The following is a 24,570-nucleotide window of genomic DNA, read 5'->3' as shown; positions in this document are numbered from 1 at the left end:
CACCGGGTTCAGGAAATGACGACCAGAGGCTGGTCAAACTCCACCGGCTGGCCGTTTTCGACCAGCACTTCGACGATGGTGCCACTTTTGTCAGCTTCAATCTGGTTCATCATCTTCATCGCTTCCACGATACAGATAACGTCACCGGCTTTGATCGATTGGCCCACGGCAATGAATTCTGGCGCGGTAGGTGATGGCGAACTGTAGTAGGTGCCCACCATGGGTGAATTAATGGTATGGCCCTTGGGCGCTGCAGGCTTGGCTTCATGGTCAACCGGACCTGGGGTTTCCGGTGCTGGCGCGTACATAGGAGCGGCATGCTGCGGTGCCATGTGGCTGACGTAATGCGTGCCGGCTGGCTGCTCACGGCGGCGCGAGATCCGCACGGAATCATCGCCCTCGTGAATTTCCAGTTCTTCGACGTCGGATTCGTCAAGCAGTTCGATCAATTTCTTGATTTTGCGAATATCCATGATTTCTTCAGCCTCTTTTGTAAGGTCTAGTTAATGCGTTTGTTTGAGTGCAGCCTGAAGCGCCAGGTCATAGCCTTGGCTGCCGAGGCCGCAGATAACGCCTTTGGCGATATCCGAGAAATAGGAGTGGTGCCGAAAGGCTTCCCGCTGGTGCACATTGGACAGATGCACCTCAATGAAAGGTATGGACACCGCCAACAGCGCATCACGCAATGCGACGCTGGTGTGGGTAAACGCGGCCGGATTAAACAGAATGTAGTCCACGCCTTCAACTTTGGCGGCGTGAATGCGTTCAATTAATTCGTGTTCGGCGTTTGATTGCAGGTGGAGCAGATGATGGCCCGCAGCTGCAGCGCTGTTCTGAAGGCGCTGATTAATCTCTGCGAGGGTTTCGTAGCCATAGACCTCAGGTTCGCGGGCGCCCAGCATATTAAGATTTGGCCCGTGAAGCACGAGAATACTTGCCATAAAAACCAATACCTTTATTTTACAGAATTGCCAAAGTTAGCGACACAATGTGCCCATGGTGCGCACTTATGCTGCTCATATCAATACTTTTTGATAAGTTTGGATGGTTATCAGGAGCCTTTATGTGACCTAAATGCAGGCCCAGCCGTTCTTATCCTGCCGCTCATTGTCAAACAGCGCTGCAACAGCGTCCATAAGACGTTGGTTCCATATAGAGCAACCCATTGGCGGATTTGGCGTACGCTCACTACAATAATCGGCGTTATTGCGACTATTATAGGAAACGTTCGACTTTTGTGAGCGTCGCACGCAACACTAAACTCCCGGAGCAGTTCATTTATGACCAATGCACACGCCCGGATGAGTAAGCCGTTAGTCTGCCTGAATTATCAGCGAGGTAGTTTTTCGTTGCGCGCTTTGCTGCTGCTGTTCACCGGGGTGTTGCTGGTAGCGGTGCTGTTGGCAAGTATGGGTGCTAGCTACGGCTATTTTCGTCAGTATGTCAGCAGCCAACTGGCTGGCCACGCTCAGGATGGCGCGACCGCCGTTGGCCTGTCCCTGTCAAACGCCATTGATGGTCGCGACCCCGTTGCATCGAGCTCTTTGATTGATGCGGTATTCGACAGCGGACGTTATTTATCTGTGGAGTATCTTGATCATTCGGGCACTGTGGTGGCTGGGCGCCGCACTGGCCTCAGTAAAGCTGATGCACCCACCTGGTTTATTCACTTCGCAGATTTGCCGACACCGGTTGCCACGGCCCAAGTGGTGCGGGGCTGGCAGCGCCTGGGTTTGGTCAATGTGGTCAGTCATCCCGGACGGGCGTATCGGGACCTTTGGCGCATCGCAGTGGCGCTGGTTTTGAGTGCCGCCGTTATCAGCGGTATCGGTCTGCTATGTCTGTGGTTGTTACTGCGGCAGACTCTGCAGCCGTTAAATGCACTGGAACGACAGGCTGAAGCGATTGGCCAGCGTGAATTCCGCCAACGCATTCGGGTGGCAGGCACTCGTGAATTGCGCCAGGTCACCGTGGCCATGAATACCATGGCGGATCAGCTGGAAAAGCTGTTTTATGGGCGGGCACGGCTGATCCAGCAGCTGCGCAAGTTCAACAATGAAGATCCGGTGACCGGTCTTGCCAGCCTCACTGCTTTTGACCAGCGCCTAAAAGTAGAGGTGCAGTCTGAAGAGCGAGCGGCGCCGGGCGTGCTGCTGATTTTTCAGTTGTCGCAGTTTGCGAAGTTTAATATGTCGCTGGGGCGCCAGGAGGGTGATCGGCTTTTGGCGCGTCTGGCCAAAATCATCGAACATTTTACCAGTCAGCACGCCGATGCCTTCGCGGGCCGGCGCATGGGCGCTTCGTTCGTGCTGTATTTCCCCGGTGTCAGCTCTGACGATGCCTTGCCTTGGTGTCAGTCACTGCTGGCGGATATTGATGACGCCTACAGTGCCATTGCCAACCCCTTAGCGGTTGCAGTACACGGGGGGCTGGCGCCAACCGTTGACGGCGCCGGCGTGCCGGAGTTGCTGATCGCCGCTGAGAGCGCTCTGCGCCAAGCCCAGTCGCAGAGCGAGTCTGGCTGCCGCTTGCTGGTGCCCGATAGCGGTGCACAGTTGGGTGCTGAGGCCTGGCGCGTAACGTTGCAGGAAGCGCTGGCGCTGAAGCGTTTTGCACTGTGGCTTCAGCCGGTGATGAGTTGTGCAGAGCTGGTTCATGGTGAGCCGCTTTACCATCAGGTATTTTCGCGCATTAATACGGCCGATGGCGCACTAAAGGCCGCGCTGTTTGTGCCCATGGCGGAGCACCTCGGGCTGATTGCGGCTATTGATCGCCAATTGGTACACAGCGTTCTGGCACACCTGCGCCTGCGTCCGCAGATGCCGCTGGCTATTTCGTTGGGCAATGCCTCAGTCAAAGACCCAAAGTTTCAGCAGGACCTGCTGGCGGAATTAAAAGCAGCAGGAGCGGTGGCCCGTCACCTGTGGGTGGGCATTTCGGAGTTGGCCATTCACCGCCACCGCGAGGCAGCTACCCGGCTCGTGCAGTCGCTGAACGACTTGCAGGTGTCGGTGGTGGTTGATCGTTTTGGCGTAGGCGGAGTGCCGTTTAGCTATTTGAAAAATCTGCGACTCGAAGCTCTGCGAATTGACAACAGCTTCACTCATGGCATTGACGAACATGGCGATAACCGCTTCTTTTTGAAGTCGGTTGTTGATATTGCCCACAGCCGCGGTGTGAAAGTGTTTGCCAGTGGCGTGGAAACTGTCGAGGAATTCGAGGTACTGTGTAATTTGGGCATTGATGGCGCAATGGGCTACCATCTGGGTCGTCCGTTCACCGCAGACAACCACCAATTGACAGGGGAATAATACGCTTATGCCAGGCAAAATCAGGCAGTATTTCAAGGACAAAAGAGCCGATGCCCGGGATTCCTCCGGTGGTGGAATGGTGGCCAAGTTACTGCTTATCGTTGTGGTGCTCTACCTGCTGATTGCCATGGTCATGGGTATGTACTGGAGCAGTGAGCCCGCCAGTTTCTCTGTGCGTGAACACACCCGTGCTACTGCCAATGCCATGCAGCGTGAACCGGTGACTGGCTTTGCCACCACTGCCACCATGATCCGAATTGCGGAAACTCTGCTGGACAAGCCCGGCGGTTACATTACCAACGACATTTTCCCTCCGGGCCTTTGGCTAGACAATGTGCCCAATTGGGAATTCGGTGTGCTGGTGCAAGTGCGTGATCTGGCCCGAGCCATGCGACAAGACATCAGTCGCGCCCAGAGTCAGTCCTCGGAAGACGCGGACCTGATCATTGCCGAGCCCCAGTTGCACTTTGATAGTGATAGCTGGGCGATTCCCTCGACCGAATCCGAATATCGCCGCGGGATCACCGCCTTGAAGCGGTATTTGGATCGGCTGTCAAACCCGGAGCAGAGCGATTCCCAGTTCTTTGCTCGCGCTGATAGCTTGAACAACTGGCTGGCAGATCTGGAAACTCGTTTGGGCAGCTTGTCCCGCACCCTGGGTGAGAGTGTGGGTAAAGCCTCTATTTCCGACACAGTAGCGGATTTTGACGGCCAGGATCCGCTGGATGAGCGAGCCGAAGGCATTAATGTAAAAACCGATTGGACCAAGATAGACGATGTGTTTTACGAGGCCCGCGGCAGTTCTTGGGCATTACTGCATATATTCCGTGCGATTGAAGTGGATTTTCGCAAGGTATTGCAGGACAAGAACGCTACCGCCAGCGTTAAGCAAATCATCATTGAGCTTGAGGGCGCGCAAGGCGACATGTGGAGCCCGGTGATTCTCAACGGCAGTGGCTTTGGCATAATGGCCAACCATTCGCTGACCATGGCGGCCTATTTGTCGCGGGCCAACGCGGCGATCAGTGACATGCGGGAGTTACTTTCGCGGGGCTAGCAATGGGCTTCCGTGGATTTTCAGGCAACAAAAAACCGGGCTGAATGCCCGGTTTTTTGTGGATCGCATAAAGCAATACGCTGTTAGCCGCCGTAAGCTTTGATGGCGTCAACAATGGCTTTTTTTGCAGCCGCTGCGTTGTCCCAGCCTTGGATTTTCACCCATTTTCCGGCTTCCAGCGCCTTGTAGTTTTCAAAGAAGTGATGAATCTGGTTGCGCAGCAGTTCTGGCAAGTCAGTTACGTCTTGTACGTGGGCGTAAGCCGTGGTCAGCTTGTCGTGAGGCACTGCGACCAGCTTGGCGTCGCCGCCTCCTTCGTCTTCCATGTTCAGTACGCCTACCGGGCGACAGCGAATCACACAGCCAGCCTGAAGTGGGTAGGGGGTAATGACCAGTACGTCCAGGGCATCACCGTCGTCGGCCAGAGTGTGGGGAATAAAACCGTAGTTGGCCGGATAGAACATGGGCGTGGCCATAAAACGGTCTACCAACAACGCGCCCATGTCTTTGTCCAGTTCGTACTTCACTGGTGAGCTGTTGGCCGGGATTTCAATGGCTACATAAATATCTTCGGGTGTATTTTTGCCGGCAGGGATGTTGTCGAATTGCATCGGGTGGTCCTTCCTGGGTAGGGTGAAAAAGTGAGCGCTATTGTACGAAACTGCGTCGCTTTGCGAAACTAAACGTTGGTCTGGCATGGCAGCCGGCCTTGGCTGCCATGCCGGTCGAGTGGGTCAGCCGCGCTTGAGGGTCCGTACGCCGGTTTTTGTACCCAGCAGCAGTAGATCAGCGGGTCGGCGGGCAAACAGGCCGTTGGTGACCACACCTACAATCTGGTTCAGGCGTTCTTCCACCTGAATTGGGCGTGACAGGTCCAGGTTATAAACGTCAATAATGATGTTGCCATTGTCGGTGGTAAAATTATCGCGGTACACCGGATCGCCGCCAAGTTTCACGATTTCCCGGCCAACATGGCTGCGGGCCATCGGTAACACTTCCAGAGGCAGTGGGAAGTCACCCAGAATGTCCACTTTTTTGGACTCGTCGGCAATGCAGATAAACGTCTGCGCCACTTCAGCCACAATCTTTTCCCGCGTTAGCGCGCCGCCGCCGCCTTTGATCAGTTCCAGCTGTTCGTTGACTTCATCGGCACCGTCTACATAAAACTCCAGGTCGGCGGTGCTGTTCAGTTCATAAACGGGAATGCCGTGGCTTTTCAAGCGCTCAGCGGTGGCTTCGGAGCTGGCCACGGCGCCGTCAAAATCGTTGCGAATGGCCGCCAGCAAATCAATGAAGCAGTTGGCAGTGCTGCCGGTGCCCACACCAATTACGCTGCTGGTGTTCAGGCGGGGGCTGATGTAGTCAATAGCGGATTTGGCGACCGCTTGCTTCAGTTCGTCCTGGTTCATGGCTGAGCCTGTTGCGTAAAATGAGTGGGATGCTTGCAGTATACAGCGTCTGGTCGGGCTGCTTATAGACGGTTGCGGGTAAAACTTCCTACACTATGGCGTCTTCCAGTGATGCCTCACGCCAATTTTTCCGAATTACTGGAAATTTCTTTCGAATCACGCCTAATTCATTCCTAAATTACATTGCGGAATCGACATGCCCCAACGCTATATCAAGAAAATACTGAATGCCCGCGTTTACGATGTTGCCAATAAAACGCCGCTGACCGAGGCCGTTAGCCTGTCGCGGCGTTTCGGCAACAACATTTTTTTGAAGCGTGAAGATTTGCAGCCAGTATTCTCGTTTAAAATTCGCGGGGCTTATAACAAGATGGTGCAGTTGTCGGAGGAGCAGAAGGCCAAGGGGGTAATCTGTGCGTCTGCCGGTAATCACGCCCAAGGCGTGGCGTTGTCGGCAAAAAAACTGGGCATCAAGGCCGTCATCGTAATGCCCCAGACCACGCCAGAGATCAAAGTGAGGTCTGTGCGTGAGCACGGTGGCAAGGTGGTGCTCCGAGGTGACGCTTTTGACGAAGCCGCGGCCCACGCCCACGAACTGATTGAAAAGCACGGTTACACCTACATTCCGCCTTATGATGACCCAGACGTTATCGCCGGCCAGGGCACGGTCGCCATGGAGTTGTTGTGGCAATTTAGCAAACCCATCCACGCGGTGTTTATCTGTGTTGGCGGTGGCGGGCTGATTGCCGGTATGGCGGCCTACATAAAATATCTGCGCCCGGAGATAAAAGTGATAGGTGTAGAGCCGGAAGACTCAAATTGTTTGCAGGCAGCGTTGAAAGCCGGCAAGCGGGTAATACTGGACGAAGTTGGGATATTTGCCGACGGCGTGGCGGTCAAACAGGTTGGTGCCTACCCTTGGGAAATCTGCAAAGATCACGTAGACGAAGTGATCACCGTATCCACCGATGAAATCTGTGCCGCGATTAAAGACATTTTTGAAGACACCCGCTCCATTGCCGAGCCCGCTGGGGCGCTTGGTGTGGCCGGTATTAAAAAATATATAGAACGGGAAAAAATCGAGAATGAAAACCTGATTGCGACGCTCAGCGGCGCCAATATGAACTTTGACCGTCTGCGTTATATTTCGGAGCGCACCGAAATCGGTGAAAAGCGCGAAGCCATCCTGGCGGTGACTATTCCTGAAAAACCAGGCGCCTTCAAAACCTTTATCAACGCTCTGCACAAGCGCAACATCACCGAGTTCAATTATCGTTACGCGGACAGCAAACAAGCCACGATATTTGTTGGCATTCAGATTCAGGCCGGTGGCCTGGGCCGAGACGAACTGGTGAGAGAATTGCGCGAGACCGGCTATTTGGTGCTGGACCTAACAGACAGCGACTTGGCCAAGCAGCACATTCGCCACATGGTGGGGGGGCACGCTCCGGGTATCAGCAATGAAAAAGTGTTCCAGTTCGAGTTCCCCGAGCGTCCGGGGGCTTTGTTGAGATTTTTGATGTCGCTGGGCACGCGTTGGAATATTTCGATGTTTCATTACCGCAATCATGGTGCGGCGTATAGCCGAGTGCTGTTGGGCGCTGAAGTGGACGATGACGAAGTGAAGGATTTTGAAAAAATGCTTGAGAAGGTCGGTTTCCGCTATGAAAACATGACCGATAACGAAGCCTACCAACTGTTTCTTGGGGCAGGAAACGGCAACAGCCATTCGAACTGATCGGGTCTTACGCGCTAAGTGCCTGCCCGGATCTCTAGCTTACTGAAAGTTAATCTGTCAAAAATTGTAAAATGGCGGGGGAGTGATATTCTTCCGTCATTCTATGAACGGCGGCATCAGTCCTTCGTTTCCTGTATGGGTTACCACGGCAGTTCCGGAGTTAAGAAATGGGCCGCAAGCCAGATATGATCCGCACCATCGCACTGATATTCGCTGCTGGCCTTATTATTACCGGATTCACCTCGCTGCAAGCGTCTGAACAGAGCCCCCGATCGGCGGAGCCTTGGTATCAGACCATTACCCGATAACAGCCACGCTCGGTAACCACCGAGTGCAAGGGCACATCCCAAGGCTCAATCGGTAAGCTTTCCACCCTCTGAAAATCATGAGCCAAGCCAATCAGCTTTGGTGCGAGTCTTGGCCGAGTGCGGCTAAAGGCAAATGTCCGGTCGTAAAACCCCCCGCCCATGCCCAGTCTTCCTCCTCGCTCGTCAAACCCTACCAGCGGAAACAATATTGCGTCCATTGCCCAGGCTGGCCGTTTCAGGCCGGCGCTAAACGCAGGCTCCGCAATGCCAAAACGATTTGGCCGCAGGCGGGTGTGCGACGTGTAAGGGCTGAAAACCAACTTTCCGGATATTAGTGGATGCAATACCGGTAAGTAAACACGTATGCCGCGACGACGCGCAGCTCGCATATAGGGCAGCGGACTGATTTCACCATCGTTTGGACAATAAATAGCAAGGTGGCGGGCGCGATAAAGATCGGGGTTGGCTAACAGGCGCTTGGCCAGTTGCTGCGATGCGTGTCTTTGTTGCAAAGGAGACAACGCGTTGCGTTGCTGGCGCAAGTGTCTTCGTAACTGATTGCGGGAAGTGTTCTGGTGTGCAGAAGACGGTAAAAAAGAAGGGTGGGCGATGCTGTCGCTCAAAATAAAGCTTCCCGGGCTGCCGTTATCGGATGTAGGTCCTTGAACCCAAGTTCAAGGTCGGTGACCGCTGTGACATATTAGGCTTTCCCCCGCAGGGGACATGCTCACAATGCCCTAAAGTGGCCACCTGGGTAAAGCGCATCGGCTCGAGGACGTACCCGACGAGCGCACAACCCAGGAAGGTGATTCCATTATAAGGTCAAGATGGGTGCTTATTGCAAGTGCTCTTGGTCATTCCGTTAAAAATCGTCGTTTGTTGCTGTTTTATAAGTTTTTTTTATTTTAGGGCGATGTTCAGCTTGTCGTCCATAGCCTTTAGCAACGTGCTGCTGCCTTCTGACATGGTGTCGCGCTCCAGCATTTCGTTGGTGATATTCAGCGCCGCCATCACCGCAATTCGCTCGGTGCCAAACACCTTGCCGCTGTTACGGATCTCCCGCATTTTACGGTCCAGATATCGTGCCGATCGCAACAATGCCTCTTGTTCCTGCTCGGGGCAGGTAACCAGGTATTCCTTGTCGAGAATTTTCACCTCAAACGTAGATTTGGTTGACATTAATGCTGCTCCAATGCCCGCAGGCGGCCTATCATGGCTTCAAGTTTGGTTTTTGCGAGGTCGTTCTTGTGAACCAGCTGAGCCCGCTCGCGAATCCAGTCTTCCTGGCGTGTTTTTAGTGCCTGGTTTTCCAGCTCAAGCTTGCCGTAACGTTCAAGAAGCTGATCCAGCTTGTCCGCCAACACCTGTACTTCGGGCTGTTCCATGGGGCGCCTGATCTCGATGGGTGATAAGAACTGCTAACTATAAGTGCGCACGGGATACCGGTCAATTTACAGCTCTGTTATCCCCGTTTGGGTAATGTTTTCAGACGTCATCCAGTACTTGCCATCCCGGACGCCGGCCGCGGCGCCAGGCGCTCAGCGCTGGCATCAAACCAATCACCAGTGCGGCAACCGGCACCGCTGCCAGCAGAATCCACTCGTCCGGATTCAGTGGGCGCAGTGTCAGCAAAACGCCGTAGTTGGCTTGCAACCAAGGGCTGACGGCGGCTATTCCGGCAGCGCCCAGCGCCAACGCTAAAACGCAGGCCAGCAGCGCGATTGCCAATGATTCCAGCAGGTAAAGGCTGGCAATTAAACCCGCAGAGGCGCCGGTTGCACGAAGTATGGCGATTTCGGCTGATCGCTGGGCCTGTAACGTCAGCAGCACCGTGGCCAGGCTAATTAGACATACTACGACCACAAAGCCGGTGATGCCCAACAGCGCTTTTTCAAACTGGCCCAACAGGCGCCATAGCTCGCTCAGAGCAACGCCGGGCAGTATGGCGGTTAGCGGCTCTTTACCATAGGTGTTGATGTCGCGCTGGATACGAAAAGTCAGTACTTTGTGTTCTACGCCGGCAAATGCGGCGGTAATGTTGGACGGGGTAAAATTGCGCTGTTTGGCCTGCTCCAGGGTTAACGTGCGCCCGGGAATGCCCACGCCAGACTCCCAGCCCACATGCATGGCTTCCATGCTGTCCAGGCTGATATAAACCGCCTGGTCTACCGGCGTGCCTGTGGCGTCAAGCACGCCGGCTACGGTAAACGGCGTGCTGTCGTGGCGAGCGAAGCTTATACGGCCACCGCCGTGGCCCATAATGAGTTGGTCGCCAACACTATGATTGAAAGCACGAGCGACATCGGCGCCCAATACCACCTCAAACAGATCGTTGAACCACTGGCCGCGCTGCAGTGTCAGCGGCTGGCTGCGGCCATAGCGAAAGTGCTCGAACATGGCGCTGGTGGTTGCGACCACGCGGTGGCCGTTGTAGCTGTCGCCCAGGGAAATGGGGATCAGCCAGCTTAAGCGCTGGTCATCTTTCAGAGTTTGATAACTTTGCCAGCTCAGGTTGTTCGTCGCATCGCCAATGTGAAACACGCTGTATAGCAACAGGTTCAACTGACCGCTGCGGGCGCCGATGATCAAATCTGTATTGCTGATGGTGTTGGTGAACGACTGGCGAATTTCGCTGCGTACATACTGGATTCCCAGCAGCAGGCTCACGCTGAGGGTGAGGGTGAGGGTGACCAGCAACAGTATCCGCCGGCGGTGCCAGAGGCTGGATTTGGTGAGTGTTAGAGCAAGGTAAGCTGTCATGCGGGTGGTCATGAGGATAGCCATGATGGCTGCTCCAGTTCAATCTGGTGGTGAAAATGGTGTGCCAGGGCCGGGTCGTGGCTGACAAACACCACCGAGGTTTTATTCTGCTGTGCCATTTCCAGCAGCAACTGCATAAAGCGATCGCGGTTGTTGCTGTCCAGCGCTGAAGTGGGCTCGTCAGCCAGAATCAGCTCCGGCGCGCCCATCAGCGCGCGGGCTGCCGCAACCCGCTGCTGCTGACCAATGCTCAGCTGCGCGGGTTTGCGGCTATGTAATTCTTGGGGAATGGAGAGCGCTGTCAGAAGCATTTTTGCTTTGGCGTGAATAGCGGCCCGGGTGTCTGACGTGCGGGTTCCTGAGCTGATGCGGTCACGGCGAACGGGGGAAAGCTGACAGGGAAGAATGACATTAGCCAGCGCGGTCAGATAGGGCACCAGATTGAACTGCTGAAAGATCACACCAATATGGTCGGCGCGGAAACGATCCCGTGCTGAGGGGGCGAGGGCCCCTATAGACTTTCCTAGCAGGCGGATTTCGCCGTTGTCTGCGCTGTTTAGCCCGGCCAGAAGGCCCAGCAAGGTGCTTTTACCGCTGCCGCTGGCCCCGCGTAAAAACAGGTGGTCGCCGGCGTCCAGAGTGATATCCGGAAAGGTCAGGGCAGGCTGACGGGACTGCCAACGAAAGGTCAACTCTCGGATTTGTAGAGATGGCAGGGCAAGCGGAGCGCTTGCGCTGTCAGAGTCTGGTGTGATCATGTTGGCTGTCGTTTTGGTCATGGTGATTGATTCTGGCGGGTGTATGATAACTCTTTTCAATCCACAGTTTGGCGAGGTTAAACGGATACATGGCTAATAAGTTGCACAGACTGAGTTGTGTTCGACGCTGTTTTGCTTTGCCCTTGGGGTTGCTGCTCATGGTATTTTTACCTTTGACGCATGCGGAGCTACCGGAGATTGATTGGCTGGATTTGATGCCGGCAGAGGATTTGGCACTGCTTGAGAGCATGCCGGAAATTGTCCACGACGGCGAGGGCCCGCCCTTGCTGCCGGACGAGATCATGACCGGGCGTGTGGTAACGGCCATGGCCAATACCCGGGGCCGTATTCCGGGTTTCGTGGTGCCACTGAAGACGACAGAGGATATGCGCATTCTGGAGTTTTTCCTGGTGCCTTATTTTGGCGCCTGTATTCATGTTCCACCGCCGCCACCCAATCAGCTTATTCATATGAAGTACGAAAAAGGCTTCAAGCTGACTGCGCTCTACGACCCGGTCTGGGTTGAGGGTACGATTTTGATCGATCGTACCGAGAATGTGATCGGGACTTCGTCTTATTCGATGGCGGTAGAGTCAATTTATCCTTATGAGTATTGATGCTTTTGAGCTTTTCAGAGCTGGAATTGGTTATCGGATGAACTTAGTTTTGTGCTGCCCTGGCGGCTGTTGGTTACCCACTCTACGTCCAGTTCTTGTATCTCCGGAAATTGGGCGATCAACGGGGTTGTAAGCTGGCCGCCGATATCCGCACTTTTGCAGTTGAGCACCTGACTGACTTCTATATTGGCGTGTTCATTCATGGTTTCATCGTGATGGTGGTCGTGATCGTGCTGACCTTGTTCCGCCGCTTTTGCGCTGAAGTCCATACTGGCCGATTCCACCGTGCAGTTGCCACCGGCGGGCGCAATCAGTGCCTGGGTCGTCAGCCACTGCCTGGCGTTTTCCAGAGTCTGTTTTTGTTGTTCGGTGCGTGGTTCATGTTCGAATCCCAGCAGGTTGTAGGCGGGGCTGGTCAGAATCAGGTCAACGTTGTTGTTCTCCACCGCCATCTGCAGTTGGGCGTGGCCGTGTTGGTGTGGTTGCTGTTCGCTGGCCATGCTGGTGGTGGCCAATGCGCAAAGGCACAGGCCAATGGCAACACTCAGAGAGCTTATGGATTTCAGAGATGTTAAAGGGTTGTGGGACGTCATGACGGGTTCCTGTAAAGTTATGTTATAACATCTTTGACCGAGTGCGATGAAAAAGCAACAAAATGTGCTCTAAGGCAACAGAAAGTGCCATGCAGACGCTGCAATGCTAGGATAATGGCAATCTTTATTATTCACCTATTAGGGTTTTTCCATGTCTTTATCCGATGCTTCCGCTGCTCCAAATATCGAGATTTCTGCGGAATTCGAACGCTGGGCCAATGTGTTTCTGGCGCACAAAGCGTTCAGCCACCCGTCTGAGTTACACGGTGTTCTGTGTGGTCGTTTCGCCGCTGGTGGGCGTATGCAAGAAGACGAGTGTGCCGCCGTGGTGTGCGAACATATCGGGCTGGCTTCGACAGCGTTGGAAGAGTCGCCTGAGCTTAGGGTGTTCGCCGCGGGTATTTACCAGCAGGCCCTGGCACAGCTGAGCAGTATGGATATGAGTTTCCAGCCCCTGCTTCCAGATGATGATTATGTGCTTGAGCAAAGGCTGGAATCGTTAATTTCGTGGGTGCGCGGCTTCCTGGCGGGCATGGCACTGGCGGCAGGTGAGTCGCTGGGCGAGGCGCCGGAGGAAATCCGCGAGCTGATGGAAGACATGGTCGCCATCAGCCAACTGTCTGACGAAGAAGACGCGAGCGAAGAAAACGATCAGCAGCTGGTAGAAATTACCGAGTATGTCAGATTGGGTGCGCTGGCCGTGTTTACCGAGTTTAATGAGCCGGAACAACCGGCCAAGACGCCCCCTACTCTTCATTAGGCCTCATCAAGACTCACTGAAGCTTACGAGTGTGTACCAGAACTCATGAGAAAAATGGACCGTCTTGGCCCTGAATATTTTAATGGTTGGAGACTGTATGACGTCGATGATACCTGTAAAGGAATTTGCTGAGCGCCGCCGCAAGCTGATGGACCACATGGCGCTGGAAAGCATTGCCATTCTGCCTTCGGCGCCAGAACGTGTGCGAAATCGCGACGTTTTGCACCCGTTTCGCCAAGACAGCGATTTTCATTATTTAACCGGCTTTGGTGAGCCTGATTCGGTGCTGGTGTTGATTCCCGGGCGCGCTCATGGCGAATCGGTGTTGTTCTGCAAAGAGCGCGACCCTTTGAAAGAACAGTGGGACGGCTTTTTAGTGGGCCAGGAAGGCGCCGTTGAGCGTTACGGCGTAGACGATGCGTTCCCGATTGGTGACATCGACGACATCCTGCCGGGCCTGATTGAGGGCCGCAGCCGCATTTATTACCCGCTGGGCAAAGACCGTGGTTTTGACACCCGTGTTATGGACTGGGTAAAAGTGATTCGCAGCAAGGTGCGCACCGGCGCTCGCCCCCCCGGCGAATTTGCGGCGGTAGAGCATCTTCTGCACGATTTGCGTCTTTACAAAAGTGCGAATGAAATCAAAGTGATGGCCAAGGCCGGTGAAATCTCGGCTCAGGCCCACTGCAACGCCATGAAACTCGCTCGCGAGGGGCTGGGTGAATACCATCTGGAAGCCGAACTGATTCATACGTTCCGCCAGCACGGCACCCGCGAGACGGCGTATCCATCTATTGTGGGTGGCGGCGTGAACGGCTGTATTCTGCATTACATCGAAAACAGCGAGCCCCTGAACAACGGCGATCTGGTGTTGATCGACGCCGGCTGTGAACTGGAATGCTACGCCTCGGACATTACTCGCACGTTTCCGGTGAGCGGCCATTTCAGTGAGCCTCAAAAGGCGCTTTACAACGTGGTGTTGAATGCCCAGTTTGCCGCGATTGATGCTGTGCGCCCGGGCAATCACTGGAACCAGCCCCACGAAGCGGCGCTGAATGTGCTTACCCAGGGCCTGATTGATTTGGGCCTGATTGCTGGGCCATTGGATGATGCCATCGCCAATGAAACGTTTAAACCATTTTTCATGCACCGCACCGGCCATTGGTTAGGGTTGGATGTGCACGATGTAGGTGACTACAAGGTGGGTGGTGCCTGGCGCCAGCTGGAGCCGGGCATGGTTATGACGGTGGAGCCCGGGCTGTACGTGTCACCGAGTAACACCGACGTGGATGAGCGCTGGCGCGGAATTGGCATTCGTATCGAAGACGACGTGGTTGTCACCAAAGACGGCTGCCGCGTGCTGACTAAAGGCGTGCCAAAAACAATCGACGAAATTGAAGCATTAATGGCGGGCTGAGCGTGACGGCAAACGATACGGATACCGATGTCCTGATTGCCGGCGGAGGTTTAGCCGGCGCGACCTTGGCTTTGGCGCTGGCGCGCATGGTGCCACAACTGCGTGTCACCGTGGCGGAGACTTTTCCCCTCGCCAGCAACGCTGAACCAAGCAGCTACCAGCCCAGCTATGATGCGCGTTCCACCGCCTTGGCCTGGGGCTCCAAGATGATTTATGAGCAGCTTGGTTTGTGGCCTGCATTGGCCCAGCACGCCGCCCCGATACGTCACATTCACGTATCAGACCGCGGTCATTTTGGCGCTGCCCGTCTGCACGCCGCAGAATACCGCCAGGATGCCTTGGGCTACGTCGTGGATAACCGCTGGATGGGCTTGTGTTTGGTGCGTGAGCTGTTAAAAACGCAGGTGCAATGGTTGGCGCCGGCGGAAGTGACTGACATGACTTGCCACGGTGACAATGTGCGCGTGACGGTAACCACCGCAGGTGAAACAAGGGAGCTGAGCGCGCGCTGCCTGGTGGTCGCTGACGGCGGCCGCTCCGATTTGCGTGAGCGCCTGGGGTTTCAGGTTCGTCACCAGCCCTACGGCCAGAATGCGTTGATTGCCAACGTAACCACCGCCGACAGTCATCAGTTTTCTGCATACGAGCGCTTCACCGACAGCGGTCCTATGGCATTGCTACCCCATGGTTCGCCAAAACGCGCGAGCCATCAGTCGGCGCTGGTGTGGACCTTATCGGACTCCGAGTTGAAAGAGGTGTTGGCCATGCCAGACGCCGACAAATGCACGCGTTTACAGCAACGATTTGGCTGGCGCCTGGGGCGCTTCAACCGCATTGGCGAGTGCAATCACTACCCGCTGGCGCTGGCGCTGGTAGACAATCCGGTGCGTCCGGGCGTTGCCTTAGTGGGCAACGCCGCCCACAGTTTGCACCCGGTGGCGGGCCAGGGTTTTAATCTGGCCCTGCGCGGATTGATGACGCTGGTGGAGCAATTCCGCCTGGCCAGTGAGCAATACCGCAACCCCGGCGAGCTTGCGGTATTGCAACGTTACCAGCAATTACACCAGAGCGACCGCGTGCAAACCGTTGGTTTTTCCGACTCCCTGATTCAGATTTTTGGCTCGCCGTTGCCACCGCTCACGGCGGCCAGAAATGCCGGTTTAATGGGGTTAGACTTACTGCCCGCAGCAAAACGCTGGTTCGCTGGAAACGCCATGGGCCTGGGCGGTCGCAAAGCCCGCATTCAGCGCCCCGGCTTTGATAATAGCAAGGCGTTGAACCATGACTGAAGCGCACAGCTCAAAAACGCCCGCCGTGGCGGACATTATGATTGTTGGTGGCGGTATGGTGGGGTCGGCCCTGGCTTTGGGGTTGGCGCAACAGGGTTGGCAAGTTGTTCTGGTTGAGTCCAGCCCGGTGGCGAAGTTGCAGGCCGCTGCGCAGCCAGCGACCGGTGTTGATGATTTCGAACCCCGTGTGAGCGCCATTTCCATGGCCAGTCAGCGGTTGTTGGAAGGGCTTGGTGCTTGGGCAGAAGTGGCAGCAGGCCGCCACTGTCCTTACCAAATGATGACCGTGTGGGACGCCGAAGGCACTGGGCGCATCGAATTCGACGCCGCAGAGATGCGCGCCGAAGCGCTGGGCACGATTGTCGAAAATCGCCATATTGTGCGGGCCCTGTTTAATGCTTTGGAAACCACCCCAGCGACTATTTTTAGTGGCGCCAAGGTTGCTGGCTGGCTGGCGAACGGGCCGGATGGAGAGGGTGGAAATGCACCTGGTATTTGCCTGGAAGATGGCCAGCACCTGCGGGCGCGATTGGTGGTAGCCGCAGACGGCGCGCAATCACGGTTGCGTCAGCTAGTTGGCTTGCCTACCCGCGAATGGGATTATGATCAACAGGCCATTGTGGCCACGGTGCGCAGCAAACAGATGCACCAGTACACCGCGCGGCAAAGTTTCTCCCGCACTGGCCCGCTGGCATTTCTGCCGTTGCAGGCTGACAACGGCGACGAACATTTTTGTTCGATTGTGTGGTCCCAAGACACTCTTGAAGCCCGGCGCCTGATGGCGCTGGATGACGTCGCTTTCAGCGCCGAACTGGCGCGTGCCATAGAGCTGCCGGCGGATTCGATTGAAGCGATTTCCCGTCGCTTTGCGTTTCCTTTGCGCCAGCGCCACGCCATGGATTACACAGCACCGGGCTTCGCATTAGTAGGTGATGCTGCGCACAGTATTCATCCGCTTGCGGGCCAGGGGGCCAATCTGGGTTATGGCGATGTAGCGGTGTTGCTGGAAGAGCTGGCGCGTGCCCGCAAGCTTGGCCTGAGCCCCGGTGATGCTCTGGTGCTGGGACGTTACCAGCGCCGCCGGAAAGTGGAAAATTTTACCATGATGGCCGCCATGGAAGGTTTGAAGCAGCTGTTTGGCCGCGACGAACTGCCATTGCGCTGGCTTCGCAATCAGGGCATGAACTGGCTGAACCAGATGGCGCCCCTGAAAAACCGCTTGGCCGCTGAGGCGATGGGTTTAAAGGATACGAATTAAACCTTCGTAAGCAGCCATTGTAGCCGTTTCGTTCGAGCGTCAGAATGGCGTTTTTATATTTCAGGGAAGTACCGATGGCCGGAAGCAGCCTGTTCTTATTAATCGACGACATTGCCACCATACTTGACGATATATCGTTGATGACTAAGGCTGCCACCAAGAAAACCGCCGGGGTGCTGGGGGATGACCTCGCGTTGAACGCGCAACAGGTTAGCGGTGTAAAGCCTTCGCGGGAGCTGCCGGTGGTGTGGGCAGTTGCGAAGGGGTCGCTGCTGAACAAAGCGATTCTGGTGCCTGCGGCGGTGGCTGTCAGCTTTTTTGCGCCTTGGCTGGTAACCCCCTTGCTGATGCTCGGTGGCGCTTTTTTGTGTTACGAGGGTGCAGAAAAGCTGGTGCACCGGTTTTTGCACAAAGCCGAACACGACCAGCACAAGAAAAATTTAAAAGAAGCGCTGAAAAATCCGCAAGTCGACTTGAAGCAGGTCGAAAAAGACAAAATTAAAGGCGCGATCCGCACGGACTTTATTCTGTCGGCAGAAATTATTGCGATTACCCTCGGCACAGTGACTCAACAACCTATCGGGATGCAGTTTGCCGTGCTTTCAGTGGTGGCGTTGATGATTACGGTGTGTGTTTATGGCCTGGTGGCGGGTATTGTAAAACTGGACGATGGCGGCCTGTACCTGACGAAAAAAGACAGCGCCCTTGCGCAAAGACTGGGCCACGGTATTTTGTGGTTTGCGCCCTATATGATGAAAACCCTGTCGGTACTGGGCACCATTGCTATGTTTTTGGTGGGCGGGGGTATTCTTACCCATGGTTTTTCCGCCATCGGTCACGGTATTGAGAGTTTTGCCGAGGGGCTGGGAGACATGGCCGGAGCAGTAGCTCCCATAATGGCCAACGGTGTGTTCGGGCTGATCGCAGGGTTGCTGCTAGTAGCGGTGCTGACGCCTCTGCTAAAGCGATTTAAAAAGCCGGAAGCTCAGCAAGACTGAGGGTCAGGGCAAGCTTATACGCAGCCGTCAAACAACCGGCTGACCAGCACCGGTACCGCAGTTTCTACCCGCAGTATGCGTTGGCCCAGATGTACAGCCTGGCACCCTGCCTGCTGCAATTTATCCACTTCGTAATCGGTGAAGCCACCTTCGGGGCCAACACAAAGGGCGGCCGGGCCTTGCAGGTGTGCAGGGCAGGGTTGCGCACTGCCAGGGTGCGCCACCAGTGCCCGTTTGCCGGCCAGAAGCGCCGGTAGCTCGTCTTCCACAAAGGGCTTGAACAGTTTGCGAATGTGTACCTTGGGCATCAACGTGTCGCGAGCCTGCTCCAGACCCAGCACCAGATTGTCATGCAGCGCAGGCTCTTGCAGCCATGGGGTCTGCCAGAAGCTTTTTTCCACTTTGTAGCTGTTGATCAGCCACAGGTCTTTCACGCCCAGAGTGGCGCAGGTTTGCAGAGTGCGGCGGAACATTTTTGGCCGCGGCATGGCCAGCATCAGTGTCAGTGGCAGAGGTTTTGGCGGTGCTTGGTCAAGGCTGACCTGAAGTTCGGCGTAGTGTTCGGTCAGATCGGTAACCCGGCCTACACCGATGTTGCCGTTCACCCGGCCCACCGGCACGCTGTCACCAACCGCAATTTTACGAATGGTGCGCAGGTGCTCAAGGCGGCGATCGCTCAGGCGTACAGTATCGGCTGAAATGAAATCCGCGGTGAACAACAGAGCCAGATTCATTCGCTGCCGGGCTTTTTGGCCTCGTCGGCAACCGCAACTTTGCGCTTCATCAGGCGGCCGAACAGAATGCCAAGCTCAAATAAAATCCACATGGGCAGCGCCAGCAAGGTTTGCGAGATAATGTCCGGCGGGGTCAGCAGCATGCCGATAATAAAGCAACCAACGACCACATAGGGGCGCTTGGCAGCCAGGTCATCCGGCGTGGTGATGCCGGTAATAATCAGCAGAATGGTGGCAATGGGAATCTCGAACGCCACGCCAAAGGCAAAAAACATTTTCAACACGAAATTCAGATAGCTGGTGATGTCTGGCAGCTCCACAATGCCCTCAGGGCCAACCGAGGTAAAGAAGCCGAAAACCAGTGGAAACACCACGTAATAGGCAAAAGCAGCGCCCAGATAGAACAGCAGCACGGACGAGAAAAGCAGTGGGAAGGCTATTTTTTTCTCATGGGCGTACAGGCCCGGGGCGATAAAGCTCCAAAGCTGGTACAAAATAACCGGGATGGCGGCAAACACTGCAAGCACCAGGGCCAGCTTTAGAGGGGCAAAAAATGGCGAGGTAACATCGGTGGCAATCATGCTCTGGCCCACCGGCAGAAGGCTGCGGATAGGTTCAGACAACCAAAGGTAAAGTTCGTTGGCAAACGGGTAAATAAAGGCGAAGCACACCACCACTGCTAGCACCATTTTCAGCAGGCGGTTACGCAATTCCAGTAGATGTTCAATCAGCGGCATTTCAGGCTGGTCGGGCACGTGGTTAGCGGCCCCGGTCTGTTCTGTCATGAACGCGTATCCAAAGCATCCCCAGAACTGGGGGAAGGTTTGTTAAGGTCGACCGGGCTTTCTGGGACTTTTTCCAGCGAGCTATCGGCGGGTTTTGCGATAGAGGATGTTCCATTTTCGTTCCACCGCTCAGACAGCGCAGACGATACTTTTTGGTTGGCCTGATCCAGCTGGTTCTGCACCGGTTTGACCATGTCTTCGTATTTTTTTGCTTCATCCAGGGCATCACGGACGGTTTTTTGAACATCTTTTAGGCCAACATCACCTGCTTTGCGCAGCTCTTGGCGCAAGTCTTCGGCCTTTAGCTCACGGTCAAGCTCCGAGGTGAATTGGCTCATCATACGTCGCGCAGACCCTACCCAGCGCCCGGCAGCGCGCGCAGCCGAAGGCAAGCGCTCGGGCCCTAGCACCAGCAAAGCAATAACGCCGCAGATCAGTAGCTCAAGAAAGCCGATATCAAACATTCAGCAGGCTCTCAGCTTTGGGTTTTATCCCGGGTTTTGTCATCCGCAGCGGACTGCTGAAACTGTGCACTGTCTTTCTCCTCCAGATTATCTGAATTGGAGGTGTCGGTTTTACCATCGTCATCGGTCATGGACTTTTTAAAACCACGAATGGCGCCGCCAAGATCGGTGCCGATATTGCGCAGTTTTTTAGTCCCAAACAGTAAAATAACAATGCCGAGTACAATAAGAAGTTGCCAAATACTGATGCCCATGGTGAATCCTCGCTCTAATGTTTTCAGTGACCAACATTGTACTCCACTGGCGACAGTGTAAAAAACCTCTTATGAGGTAGATACCCCTACTTCGGGCGCGATGCTTTTTCTTCCAGGCCCGACAGATCGAATCGCCGTGCCAGTTCGCGAGTAATGTCTTCCGGCCCGGCACCCAGACGTGACAGCATAACCAAGGTGTGAAACCACAAGTCGGCGGTTTCGGCAATCAGCTCGTCGGTGTTTCCGCTGCGCTCGGCGTCTTTGGCTGCCAGCAGGGTCTCAGTGCACTCCTCGCCAACCTTTTCCAAAATTTTGTTCAACCCTTTAGCGTGCAAGCTTGCCACATAAGAGCTATCAGGATCGGCGTTCTTGCGGGCTTCCAGCACCTGCGCCAGTTGTTGCAATACGTCACTCACTGTTGGGCTCCTTGGCACTTTGTGCTGTGTTGTAAATGGCGCTCGGGTCTTTCAGTACCGGCTCTACGCTTTGCCATTGGCCGTGTTGCAGTGATTGGTAAAAGCAACTTCGCCTACCAGTGTGACAGGCAATTCCGCCTTTTTGTTCGACTTTTAGCAAAATTACATCAGCGTCGCAATCCAGGCGGATGTCTTTTATAACCTGCTGATGGCCCGAACTTTCGCCCTTGCGCCAGAGTTTACCGCGGGACCGTGACCAATACACGGCCTGGCCTTCGGCAACGGTAAGCTGCAGCGATTCGGCGTTCATCCAAGCCATCATCAGTATGTCGCCGCTGTCGGCATCTTGAGCGATGGCGGGTATCAGGCCGTCTGCTGTCCAGCGGATAACGTCAAGCCAGGCTGGCTGGTATTCAGTGGCAGGTGTTTGCTCCATGAGTTCAGTCCTGAAAGCGGGTTAACGGCTGCCGCGCAATACCAGCGCGCCAGCGGCAATAAACAATATCCAGCTCCACACCGGCAAACCGCTGAGCCATTGTTGGCTGGGTGGATGGCTGGCGGCAACCGCAGCTGCGGCTAGCAACGCCACTACAAAACCCCGGCGCCAACGCCGTTCGCTGCGCAACTGCTGTTCCTTCAATAGCGCCAGAGTGTTGCGGTTTTGCTGTTCGGTGGAGCCCGCGCCTCGTAGCTGCAATAAGGCGTCGTGAATCAGCTGCGGCATTTCCGGAGACTGTTCCAGCCAAGCCGGAAAGTGGGTTTGTAGGGTTTTCAAAAAGCCGGATGGCCCAATACGCTTGCGCATCCATTGTTCCAGGTAGGGTTGCGCAGTGCTCCACAGGTCCAGATCCGGATAGAGCTGGCGGCCAAGACCCTCAACATTCAGCAGGGTTTTTTGCAGCAGCACCAGCTGAGGCTGCACTTCCATGTTGAAGCGGCGGGCAGTCTGAAACAGGCGCAGCAGAAAATGGCCAAAAGAAATTTCTTTCAGTGGGCGCTCAAAAATCGGTTCGCACACGGTGCGAATAGCCGCTTCAAATTCGTTAACCCGGGTTTCCGGTGGCACCCATCCGCTTTGAATGTGTAACTGCGCCACCTGGCGGTAATCGCGGCGAAAAAACGCTAACAGGTTGCGGGCCAGATAGCTTTGGTCGTCTGGGGACAGAGTGCCGACAATGCCAAAATCAATGGCGATGTACTGGGGGTCAGCAGGGTTGGAGATATCCACAAAAATGTTGCCGGGGTGCATGTCGGCGTGAAAAAAACTGTCGCGAAACACTTGGGTGAAAAAGATTTCCACGCCTTTTTCGGCCAGCACTTTCATATTCACGCCGGCGGCGTTCAGCGTAGCAACGTCCGCAATGGGCACGCCGTGAATACGCTCCATGACCAGCACCTGCTTGCGGGTGAATTCCCAGTCGATAAAGGGAATGTAGATCAACGGCGAGTTGTCGAAGTTACGCCGCAGCTGGCTAGCGTTGGCGGCTTCACGTTGCAGGTCAAGCTCGTCATGAATGGTGGAGTCGTAGTCAGCCACCACTTCCAACGGGTGCAGGCGTTTGCCTTCTGCCCAGTATTTTTCAAGCAGGCCGGCCATCAGGTACATTAGGCTGAGGTCTTGACGGATGGTTTTTTCAATGCCCGGACGCAGTACTTTCACCACCACTTTCTGGCCGTTTTTCAGCGTGGCTGCGTGCACCTGAGCCACCGATGCAGACGCCATGGGGTCTGCGCTGAATTCGGCAAACAGCTCGGTGACAGGGGCGCCCAGCGCGCGCTCTATAATTTCACGGGCGCTATCGCTTGGAAACGGTGGCACTTTGTCTTGCAAGGTTTTCAACGAGTCGGCCATGTCGTCCGGCAGCAAGTCGCGCCGGGTGGACAGTATCTGGCCGAATTTGACAAACACCGGCCCCAGCTCTTCCAGGGCAATGCGCAAACGGTCACCGCGGTCCAGTTTGGGTTGTGGAAACAGATGCCAGGGGGCCAGTATGAAAAAGACTTTCAGCACTGGCGGCAGCTCGGCCAGGGGCAGAAAAATATCCAGTCGGTAGCGGCAGAATACCCAAAATATTCGAAACAGGCGTTGCAGACGGCTCACGAATTCTCCTGTTTTTCAGACGATTCAGACGGGAGAGAGGGCGGCTGGCTCTGGGGCAGGAACGCCACGCGGGCGGCCAGGCGCTCAACCCGAAGGCTTAGGGCGTCTATATCCTGAAAGCTGGCCTCAAGCTCGCGGCGGCCGGGTAAGGCGCCGGTTTCTTCGTGCAGGTATTCTTCCAGATTGCTGGCCATGCTGTGTCGCGCATCACGGCTCCACTTCGCGCCATTGCGTAAGCGTTTGGCCAGAAAATGTGCGGGCACATCGCCCAGATGGCGAGCCATGGCCGCCTCCCAATCCGGATTCAATTGTTCAATAGCACGCTGAAACTGGTGTGCTAGAGCGGTGTCCCCGCTGATGCTCAAACGGCCGTCTTGAATGGCGCTTGTGTCGCCGCTGGCCATGGTATAAAACGCCAGAGCCGGCCCGCCAATCACCAGCCCGGGCTGAGTGGCCGGCTGGCTGCCCACCAACACGCCTTTGGCGCCTTGGGTCAGGGTAAGGGTTAATGCGATGGGTGTCGTCAGGTCAAACTGTACCGGGGCAGTCAGCGCTGCCAGCAACGCTTTGCGGCCGGCCGGGTCAAACTCCAGGGCTTGGTTCAACGCCGTTTCAACAATGGCGCTGGCAGCGCTAAGCAGGGTAGGGCCAGGGAACATCAGGGTTTTATTCCCACGTGCAGGGCCACAATGCCACCGGTCATATTGTGGTATTTGCAGTTGGCGAAGCCGGCGGTCCCCATCATCGCTTTAAGGGTGTCCTGGTCTGGATGCATACGGATGGATTCCGCCAGGTATTTGTAGCTCTCGCTGTCGCCGGCAATCAACTTGCCCATAAACGGTAAAGCGGTGAATGAGTAGGTGTCATAGGCCTTGCTTAGCAGCGCGTTAGTGGGCTTGGAAAACTCCAGTATCATCAGTTTGCCACCAGGTTTTAGTACCCGAGCCATGTCCCTCAGAGCTTGGTCTTTGTCGGTCACGTTGCGCAGACCAAAGGCGATGGATACGGCATTAAAACTGTTGTCCGGAAATGGCAAGTGTTCAGCATCGGCCTGCACGTATTCAATGTTGCCGGCGTAGCCGCGGTCTGTCAGGCGGCTGCGACCGACTTTCAACATGGAGGCGTTGATGTCAGCCAATACTACTTTGCCGCTGGGCCCGACCAAATCCGAAAACTTCATGGCCAGGTCACCGGTACCGCCTGCAATGTCCAGCACCTGGTGCCCCGGGCGCACGCCAGAGAGCTCAATCGTAAATCGTTTCCACAGGCGATGAACACCCATCGACATCAAATCGTTCATGAGGTCGTATTTGCCGGCAACGCTGTGAAAAACCTCGGCTACCTGGCCGGCTTTCTGGCTTTTTGGCACATCGCGAAAACCGAAATGGGTGACGTCGTCTTGCGGGCTGCCCGGTGTTGCGGCGCTGGCTGGCGTTTGCTGATCGCTCATGGAACTGTCCTGTCAGAATCTGAATCCCGTATTCTAACGCCTGCGGGGTTGGCTACAAGTTTAATACCGCCTTACACTGTAAAACCTATCATT

Annotated in this window: 29 protein-coding genes and 1 other RNA gene; 10 read left to right on the top strand and 20 right to left on the bottom strand. The window is 55.3% G+C overall.

What is annotated here, in order from left to right; all coding sequences use genetic code 11:
* Positions 1–8: 8 nt before the first annotated feature.
* Together accB and aroQ are read right to left on the bottom strand one after the other, a co-directional pair.
* Positions 9–473 (bottom strand): acetyl-CoA carboxylase biotin carboxyl carrier protein, encoded by a 465-nt coding sequence (accB, locus tag MRBBS_RS16675; protein ID WP_014872763.1) that lies wholly within the window; start codon positions 471–473, stop codon positions 9–11.
* A gap of 30 nt (positions 474–503) precedes the next feature.
* A complete protein-coding gene (aroQ, locus tag MRBBS_RS16670) occupies positions 504–941 on the bottom strand; it encodes a type II 3-dehydroquinate dehydratase (RefSeq protein ID WP_041635357.1) in 438 nt (145 codons plus the stop codon).
* Between the two features lie 339 nt (positions 942–1,280).
* On the opposite strand from aroQ, the gene MRBBS_RS16665 reads away from it, so the two are divergent.
* Positions 1,281–3,311, top strand: a complete 2,031-nt coding sequence (locus MRBBS_RS16665; protein ID WP_014872761.1) for an EAL domain-containing protein — start codon at positions 1,281–1,283, stop codon at positions 3,309–3,311.
* Between the two features lie 7 nt (positions 3,312–3,318).
* The gene (locus tag MRBBS_RS16660; RefSeq protein WP_014872760.1) at positions 3,319–4,368 is read left to right on the top strand and encodes a DUF2333 family protein; all 1,050 of its coding nucleotides are present in this window, start codon (positions 3,319–3,321) and stop codon (positions 4,366–4,368) included.
* Positions 4,369–4,451: 83 nt separating this feature from the next.
* On the opposite strand, the gene ppa is transcribed toward MRBBS_RS16660, so the two are convergent.
* Together ppa and rpiA are read right to left on the bottom strand one after the other, a co-directional pair.
* Complete coding sequence (gene ppa, locus MRBBS_RS16655; RefSeq protein ID WP_014872759.1) at positions 4,452–4,979, bottom strand: inorganic diphosphatase; 528 nt, start codon at positions 4,977–4,979, stop codon at positions 4,452–4,454.
* Positions 4,980–5,102: 123 nt separating this feature from the next.
* A complete protein-coding gene (rpiA, locus tag MRBBS_RS16650) occupies positions 5,103–5,777 on the bottom strand; it encodes a ribose-5-phosphate isomerase RpiA (RefSeq protein ID WP_014872758.1) in 675 nt (224 codons plus the stop codon).
* A 196-nt stretch (positions 5,778–5,973) separates the two neighbouring features.
* Between rpiA and ilvA the strand changes: the two genes are divergently transcribed.
* Positions 5,974–7,515, top strand: a complete 1,542-nt coding sequence (ilvA, locus tag MRBBS_RS16645) for a threonine ammonia-lyase, biosynthetic (RefSeq protein ID WP_014872757.1) — start codon at positions 5,974–5,976, stop codon at positions 7,513–7,515.
* A gap of 167 nt (positions 7,516–7,682) precedes the next feature.
* Positions 7,683–7,823, top strand: a complete 141-nt coding sequence (locus MRBBS_RS19715) for a hypothetical protein (protein WP_014872756.1) — start codon at positions 7,683–7,685, stop codon at positions 7,821–7,823.
* Here MRBBS_RS19715 and MRBBS_RS16640 read toward each other — a convergent pair.
* From MRBBS_RS16640 to MRBBS_RS16620, 6 genes are all read right to left on the bottom strand, one after another.
* Positions 7,805–8,446: a 5-formyltetrahydrofolate cyclo-ligase gene (locus MRBBS_RS16640; protein WP_014872755.1), complete on the bottom strand. Its 642-nt coding sequence runs from the start codon at positions 8,444–8,446 to the stop codon at positions 7,805–7,807. The genes MRBBS_RS19715 and MRBBS_RS16640 overlap by 19 nt on opposite strands.
* Before the next feature lie 4 nt (positions 8,447–8,450).
* Positions 8,451–8,630, bottom strand: a non-coding RNA gene (ssrS, locus tag MRBBS_RS19235) — 6S RNA.
* A 93-nt stretch (positions 8,631–8,723) separates the two neighbouring features.
* Positions 8,724–9,002, bottom strand: coding sequence for a cell division protein ZapA (locus MRBBS_RS16635; protein WP_007348450.1), 279 nt, complete (start codon positions 9,000–9,002; stop codon positions 8,724–8,726).
* Positions 9,002–9,208: a TIGR02449 family protein gene (locus MRBBS_RS16630; RefSeq protein ID WP_007348451.1), complete on the bottom strand. Its 207-nt coding sequence runs from the start codon at positions 9,206–9,208 to the stop codon at positions 9,002–9,004. Before MRBBS_RS16630 ends, MRBBS_RS16635 begins: the two co-directional genes overlap by 1 nt.
* A 100-nt stretch (positions 9,209–9,308) precedes the next feature.
* Complete coding sequence (locus MRBBS_RS16625) at positions 9,309–10,607, bottom strand: ABC transporter permease (RefSeq protein WP_014872754.1); 1,299 nt, start codon at positions 10,605–10,607, stop codon at positions 9,309–9,311.
* Positions 10,592–11,362, bottom strand: a complete 771-nt coding sequence (locus MRBBS_RS16620) for an ABC transporter ATP-binding protein (RefSeq protein ID WP_014872753.1) — start codon at positions 11,360–11,362, stop codon at positions 10,592–10,594. The genes MRBBS_RS16625 and MRBBS_RS16620 overlap by 16 nt, the downstream gene beginning before the upstream one ends.
* Before the next feature lie 137 nt (positions 11,363–11,499).
* Between MRBBS_RS16620 and MRBBS_RS16615 the strand changes: the two genes are divergently transcribed.
* Complete coding sequence (locus MRBBS_RS16615) at positions 11,500–11,958, top strand: DUF3299 domain-containing protein (protein ID WP_144012724.1); 459 nt, start codon at positions 11,500–11,502, stop codon at positions 11,956–11,958.
* A 14-nt stretch (positions 11,959–11,972) separates the two neighbouring features.
* Here the strand turns inward: MRBBS_RS16615 and MRBBS_RS16610 are convergent, their stop codons facing one another.
* Positions 11,973–12,551, bottom strand: a complete 579-nt coding sequence (locus tag MRBBS_RS16610) for a DUF2796 domain-containing protein (protein WP_014872751.1) — start codon at positions 12,549–12,551, stop codon at positions 11,973–11,975.
* Positions 12,552–12,702: 151 nt separating this feature from the next.
* On the opposite strand from MRBBS_RS16610, the gene MRBBS_RS16605 reads away from it, so the two are divergent.
* From MRBBS_RS16605 to MRBBS_RS16585, 5 genes are all read left to right on the top strand, one after another.
* Positions 12,703–13,311, top strand: coding sequence for a UPF0149 family protein (locus tag MRBBS_RS16605; RefSeq protein ID WP_014872750.1), 609 nt, complete (start codon positions 12,703–12,705; stop codon positions 13,309–13,311).
* A 97-nt stretch (positions 13,312–13,408) separates the two neighbouring features.
* Entirely contained in the window at positions 13,409–14,728 is a 1,320-nt protein-coding gene (gene pepP, locus MRBBS_RS16600; RefSeq protein ID WP_041635356.1) for a Xaa-Pro aminopeptidase, read from the top strand.
* 2 nt (positions 14,729–14,730) lie between these two features.
* Positions 14,731–16,017, top strand: coding sequence for a 2-octaprenyl-6-methoxyphenyl hydroxylase (gene ubiH / locus MRBBS_RS16595; protein ID WP_014872748.1), 1,287 nt, complete (start codon positions 14,731–14,733; stop codon positions 16,015–16,017).
* Complete coding sequence (locus MRBBS_RS16590; protein ID WP_014872747.1) at positions 16,010–17,275, top strand: FAD-dependent oxidoreductase; 1,266 nt, start codon at positions 16,010–16,012, stop codon at positions 17,273–17,275. Before ubiH ends, MRBBS_RS16590 begins: the two co-directional genes overlap by 8 nt.
* A 74-nt stretch (positions 17,276–17,349) precedes the next feature.
* A complete protein-coding gene (locus MRBBS_RS16585; protein ID WP_014872746.1) occupies positions 17,350–18,273 on the top strand; it encodes a DUF808 domain-containing protein in 924 nt (307 codons plus the stop codon).
* A 14-nt stretch (positions 18,274–18,287) separates the two neighbouring features.
* On the opposite strand, the gene MRBBS_RS16580 is transcribed toward MRBBS_RS16585, so the two are convergent.
* The 9 genes from MRBBS_RS16580 to ubiE all read right to left on the bottom strand — a co-directional run bounded on the left by MRBBS_RS16580 (position 18,288) and on the right by ubiE (position 24,477).
* Positions 18,288–19,007, bottom strand: a complete 720-nt coding sequence (locus MRBBS_RS16580; RefSeq protein WP_014872745.1) for a 16S rRNA (uracil(1498)-N(3))-methyltransferase — start codon at positions 19,005–19,007, stop codon at positions 18,288–18,290.
* Entirely contained in the window at positions 19,004–19,792 is a 789-nt protein-coding gene (gene tatC / locus MRBBS_RS16575) for a twin-arginine translocase subunit TatC (RefSeq protein ID WP_014872744.1), read from the bottom strand. The genes MRBBS_RS16580 and tatC overlap by 4 nt, the downstream gene beginning before the upstream one ends.
* Complete coding sequence (gene tatB / locus MRBBS_RS16570; protein WP_014872743.1) at positions 19,789–20,256, bottom strand: Sec-independent protein translocase protein TatB; 468 nt, start codon at positions 20,254–20,256, stop codon at positions 19,789–19,791. The genes tatC and tatB overlap by 4 nt, the downstream gene beginning before the upstream one ends.
* A gap of 11 nt (positions 20,257–20,267) precedes the next feature.
* Positions 20,268–20,510: a twin-arginine translocase TatA/TatE family subunit gene (gene tatA / locus MRBBS_RS16565; RefSeq protein WP_014872742.1), complete on the bottom strand. Its 243-nt coding sequence runs from the start codon at positions 20,508–20,510 to the stop codon at positions 20,268–20,270.
* Positions 20,511–20,596: 86 nt separating this feature from the next.
* Positions 20,597–20,926, bottom strand: a complete 330-nt coding sequence (locus MRBBS_RS16560) for a phosphoribosyl-ATP diphosphatase (protein ID WP_014872741.1) — start codon at positions 20,924–20,926, stop codon at positions 20,597–20,599.
* A complete protein-coding gene (gene hisI / locus MRBBS_RS16555) occupies positions 20,919–21,362 on the bottom strand; it encodes a phosphoribosyl-AMP cyclohydrolase (protein ID WP_014872740.1) in 444 nt (147 codons plus the stop codon). The genes MRBBS_RS16560 and hisI overlap by 8 nt, the downstream gene beginning before the upstream one ends.
* Positions 21,363–21,383: 21 nt before the next feature.
* The gene (gene ubiB, locus MRBBS_RS16550; protein WP_014872739.1) at positions 21,384–23,027 is read right to left on the bottom strand and encodes a ubiquinone biosynthesis regulatory protein kinase UbiB; all 1,644 of its coding nucleotides are present in this window, start codon (positions 23,025–23,027) and stop codon (positions 21,384–21,386) included.
* The gene (locus tag MRBBS_RS16545) at positions 23,024–23,686 is read right to left on the bottom strand and encodes an SCP2 domain-containing protein (RefSeq protein ID WP_014872738.1); all 663 of its coding nucleotides are present in this window, start codon (positions 23,684–23,686) and stop codon (positions 23,024–23,026) included. The genes ubiB and MRBBS_RS16545 overlap by 4 nt, the downstream gene beginning before the upstream one ends.
* Positions 23,686–24,477 carry a bifunctional demethylmenaquinone methyltransferase/2-methoxy-6-polyprenyl-1,4-benzoquinol methylase UbiE gene (ubiE, locus tag MRBBS_RS16540; protein ID WP_014872737.1) on the bottom strand — a complete coding sequence of 264 codons (792 nt, stop codon included), beginning with the start codon at positions 24,475–24,477 and terminating at the stop codon, positions 23,686–23,688. Before ubiE ends, MRBBS_RS16545 begins: the two co-directional genes overlap by 1 nt.
* Between the last annotated feature and the right edge of the window lie 93 nt (positions 24,478–24,570).

Source organism: Marinobacter sp. BSs20148, assembly GCF_000283275.1.
GTDB lineage: Bacteria > Pseudomonadota > Gammaproteobacteria > Pseudomonadales > Oleiphilaceae > Marinobacter > Marinobacter psychrophilus.
Note: the sequence above shows the minus strand (reverse complement) of the source record. Positions and strands in the feature narration are given on the sequence as shown.

Bases quoted from the DNA above. Each gene is read 5' to 3' on its own strand.
- accB (WP_014872763.1), bottom strand. From the start codon at position 473: ATGGATATTCGCAAAATCAAGAAATTGATCGAACTGCTTGACGAATCC.
- aroQ (WP_041635357.1), bottom strand. From the start codon at position 941: ATGGCAAGTATTCTCGTGCTTCACGGGCCAAATCTTAATATGCTGGGC.
- MRBBS_RS16665 (WP_014872761.1), top strand. From the start codon at position 1,281: ATGACCAATGCACACGCCCGGATGAGTAAGCCGTTAGTCTGCCTGAAT.
- MRBBS_RS16660 (WP_014872760.1), top strand. From the start codon at position 3,319: ATGCCAGGCAAAATCAGGCAGTATTTCAAGGACAAAAGAGCCGATGCC.
- ppa (WP_014872759.1), bottom strand. From the start codon at position 4,979: ATGCAATTCGACAACATCCCTGCCGGCAAAAATACACCCGAAGATATT.
- rpiA (WP_014872758.1), bottom strand. From the start codon at position 5,777: ATGAACCAGGACGAACTGAAGCAAGCGGTCGCCAAATCCGCTATTGAC.
- ilvA (WP_014872757.1), top strand. From the start codon at position 5,974: ATGCCCCAACGCTATATCAAGAAAATACTGAATGCCCGCGTTTACGAT.
- MRBBS_RS19715 (WP_014872756.1), top strand. From the start codon at position 7,683: ATGGGCCGCAAGCCAGATATGATCCGCACCATCGCACTGATATTCGCT.
- MRBBS_RS16635 (WP_007348450.1), bottom strand. From the start codon at position 9,002: ATGTCAACCAAATCTACGTTTGAGGTGAAAATTCTCGACAAGGAATAC.
- MRBBS_RS16630 (WP_007348451.1), bottom strand. From the start codon at position 9,208: ATGGAACAGCCCGAAGTACAGGTGTTGGCGGACAAGCTGGATCAGCTT.
- MRBBS_RS16625 (WP_014872754.1), bottom strand. From the start codon at position 10,607: ATGGCTATCCTCATGACCACCCGCATGACAGCTTACCTTGCTCTAACA.
- MRBBS_RS16620 (WP_014872753.1), bottom strand. From the start codon at position 11,362: ATGACCAAAACGACAGCCAACATGATCACACCAGACTCTGACAGCGCA.
- MRBBS_RS16615 (WP_144012724.1), top strand. From the start codon at position 11,500: ATGGTATTTTTACCTTTGACGCATGCGGAGCTACCGGAGATTGATTGG.
- MRBBS_RS16610 (WP_014872751.1), bottom strand. From the start codon at position 12,551: ATGACGTCCCACAACCCTTTAACATCTCTGAAATCCATAAGCTCTCTG.
- MRBBS_RS16605 (WP_014872750.1), top strand. From the start codon at position 12,703: ATGTCTTTATCCGATGCTTCCGCTGCTCCAAATATCGAGATTTCTGCG.
- pepP (WP_041635356.1), top strand. From the start codon at position 13,409: ATGACGTCGATGATACCTGTAAAGGAATTTGCTGAGCGCCGCCGCAAG.
- MRBBS_RS16590 (WP_014872747.1), top strand. From the start codon at position 16,010: ATGACTGAAGCGCACAGCTCAAAAACGCCCGCCGTGGCGGACATTATG.
- MRBBS_RS16585 (WP_014872746.1), top strand. From the start codon at position 17,350: ATGGCCGGAAGCAGCCTGTTCTTATTAATCGACGACATTGCCACCATA.
- MRBBS_RS16580 (WP_014872745.1), bottom strand. From the start codon at position 19,007: ATGAATCTGGCTCTGTTGTTCACCGCGGATTTCATTTCAGCCGATACT.
- tatC (WP_014872744.1), bottom strand. From the start codon at position 19,792: ATGACAGAACAGACCGGGGCCGCTAACCACGTGCCCGACCAGCCTGAA.
- tatB (WP_014872743.1), bottom strand. From the start codon at position 20,256: ATGTTTGATATCGGCTTTCTTGAGCTACTGATCTGCGGCGTTATTGCT.
- tatA (WP_014872742.1), bottom strand. From the start codon at position 20,510: ATGGGCATCAGTATTTGGCAACTTCTTATTGTACTCGGCATTGTTATT.
- hisI (WP_014872740.1), bottom strand. From the start codon at position 21,362: ATGGAGCAAACACCTGCCACTGAATACCAGCCAGCCTGGCTTGACGTT.
- MRBBS_RS16545 (WP_014872738.1), bottom strand. From the start codon at position 23,686: ATGTTCCCTGGCCCTACCCTGCTTAGCGCTGCCAGCGCCATTGTTGAA.
- ubiE (WP_014872737.1), bottom strand. From the start codon at position 24,477: ATGAGCGATCAGCAAACGCCAGCCAGCGCCGCAACACCGGGCAGCCCG.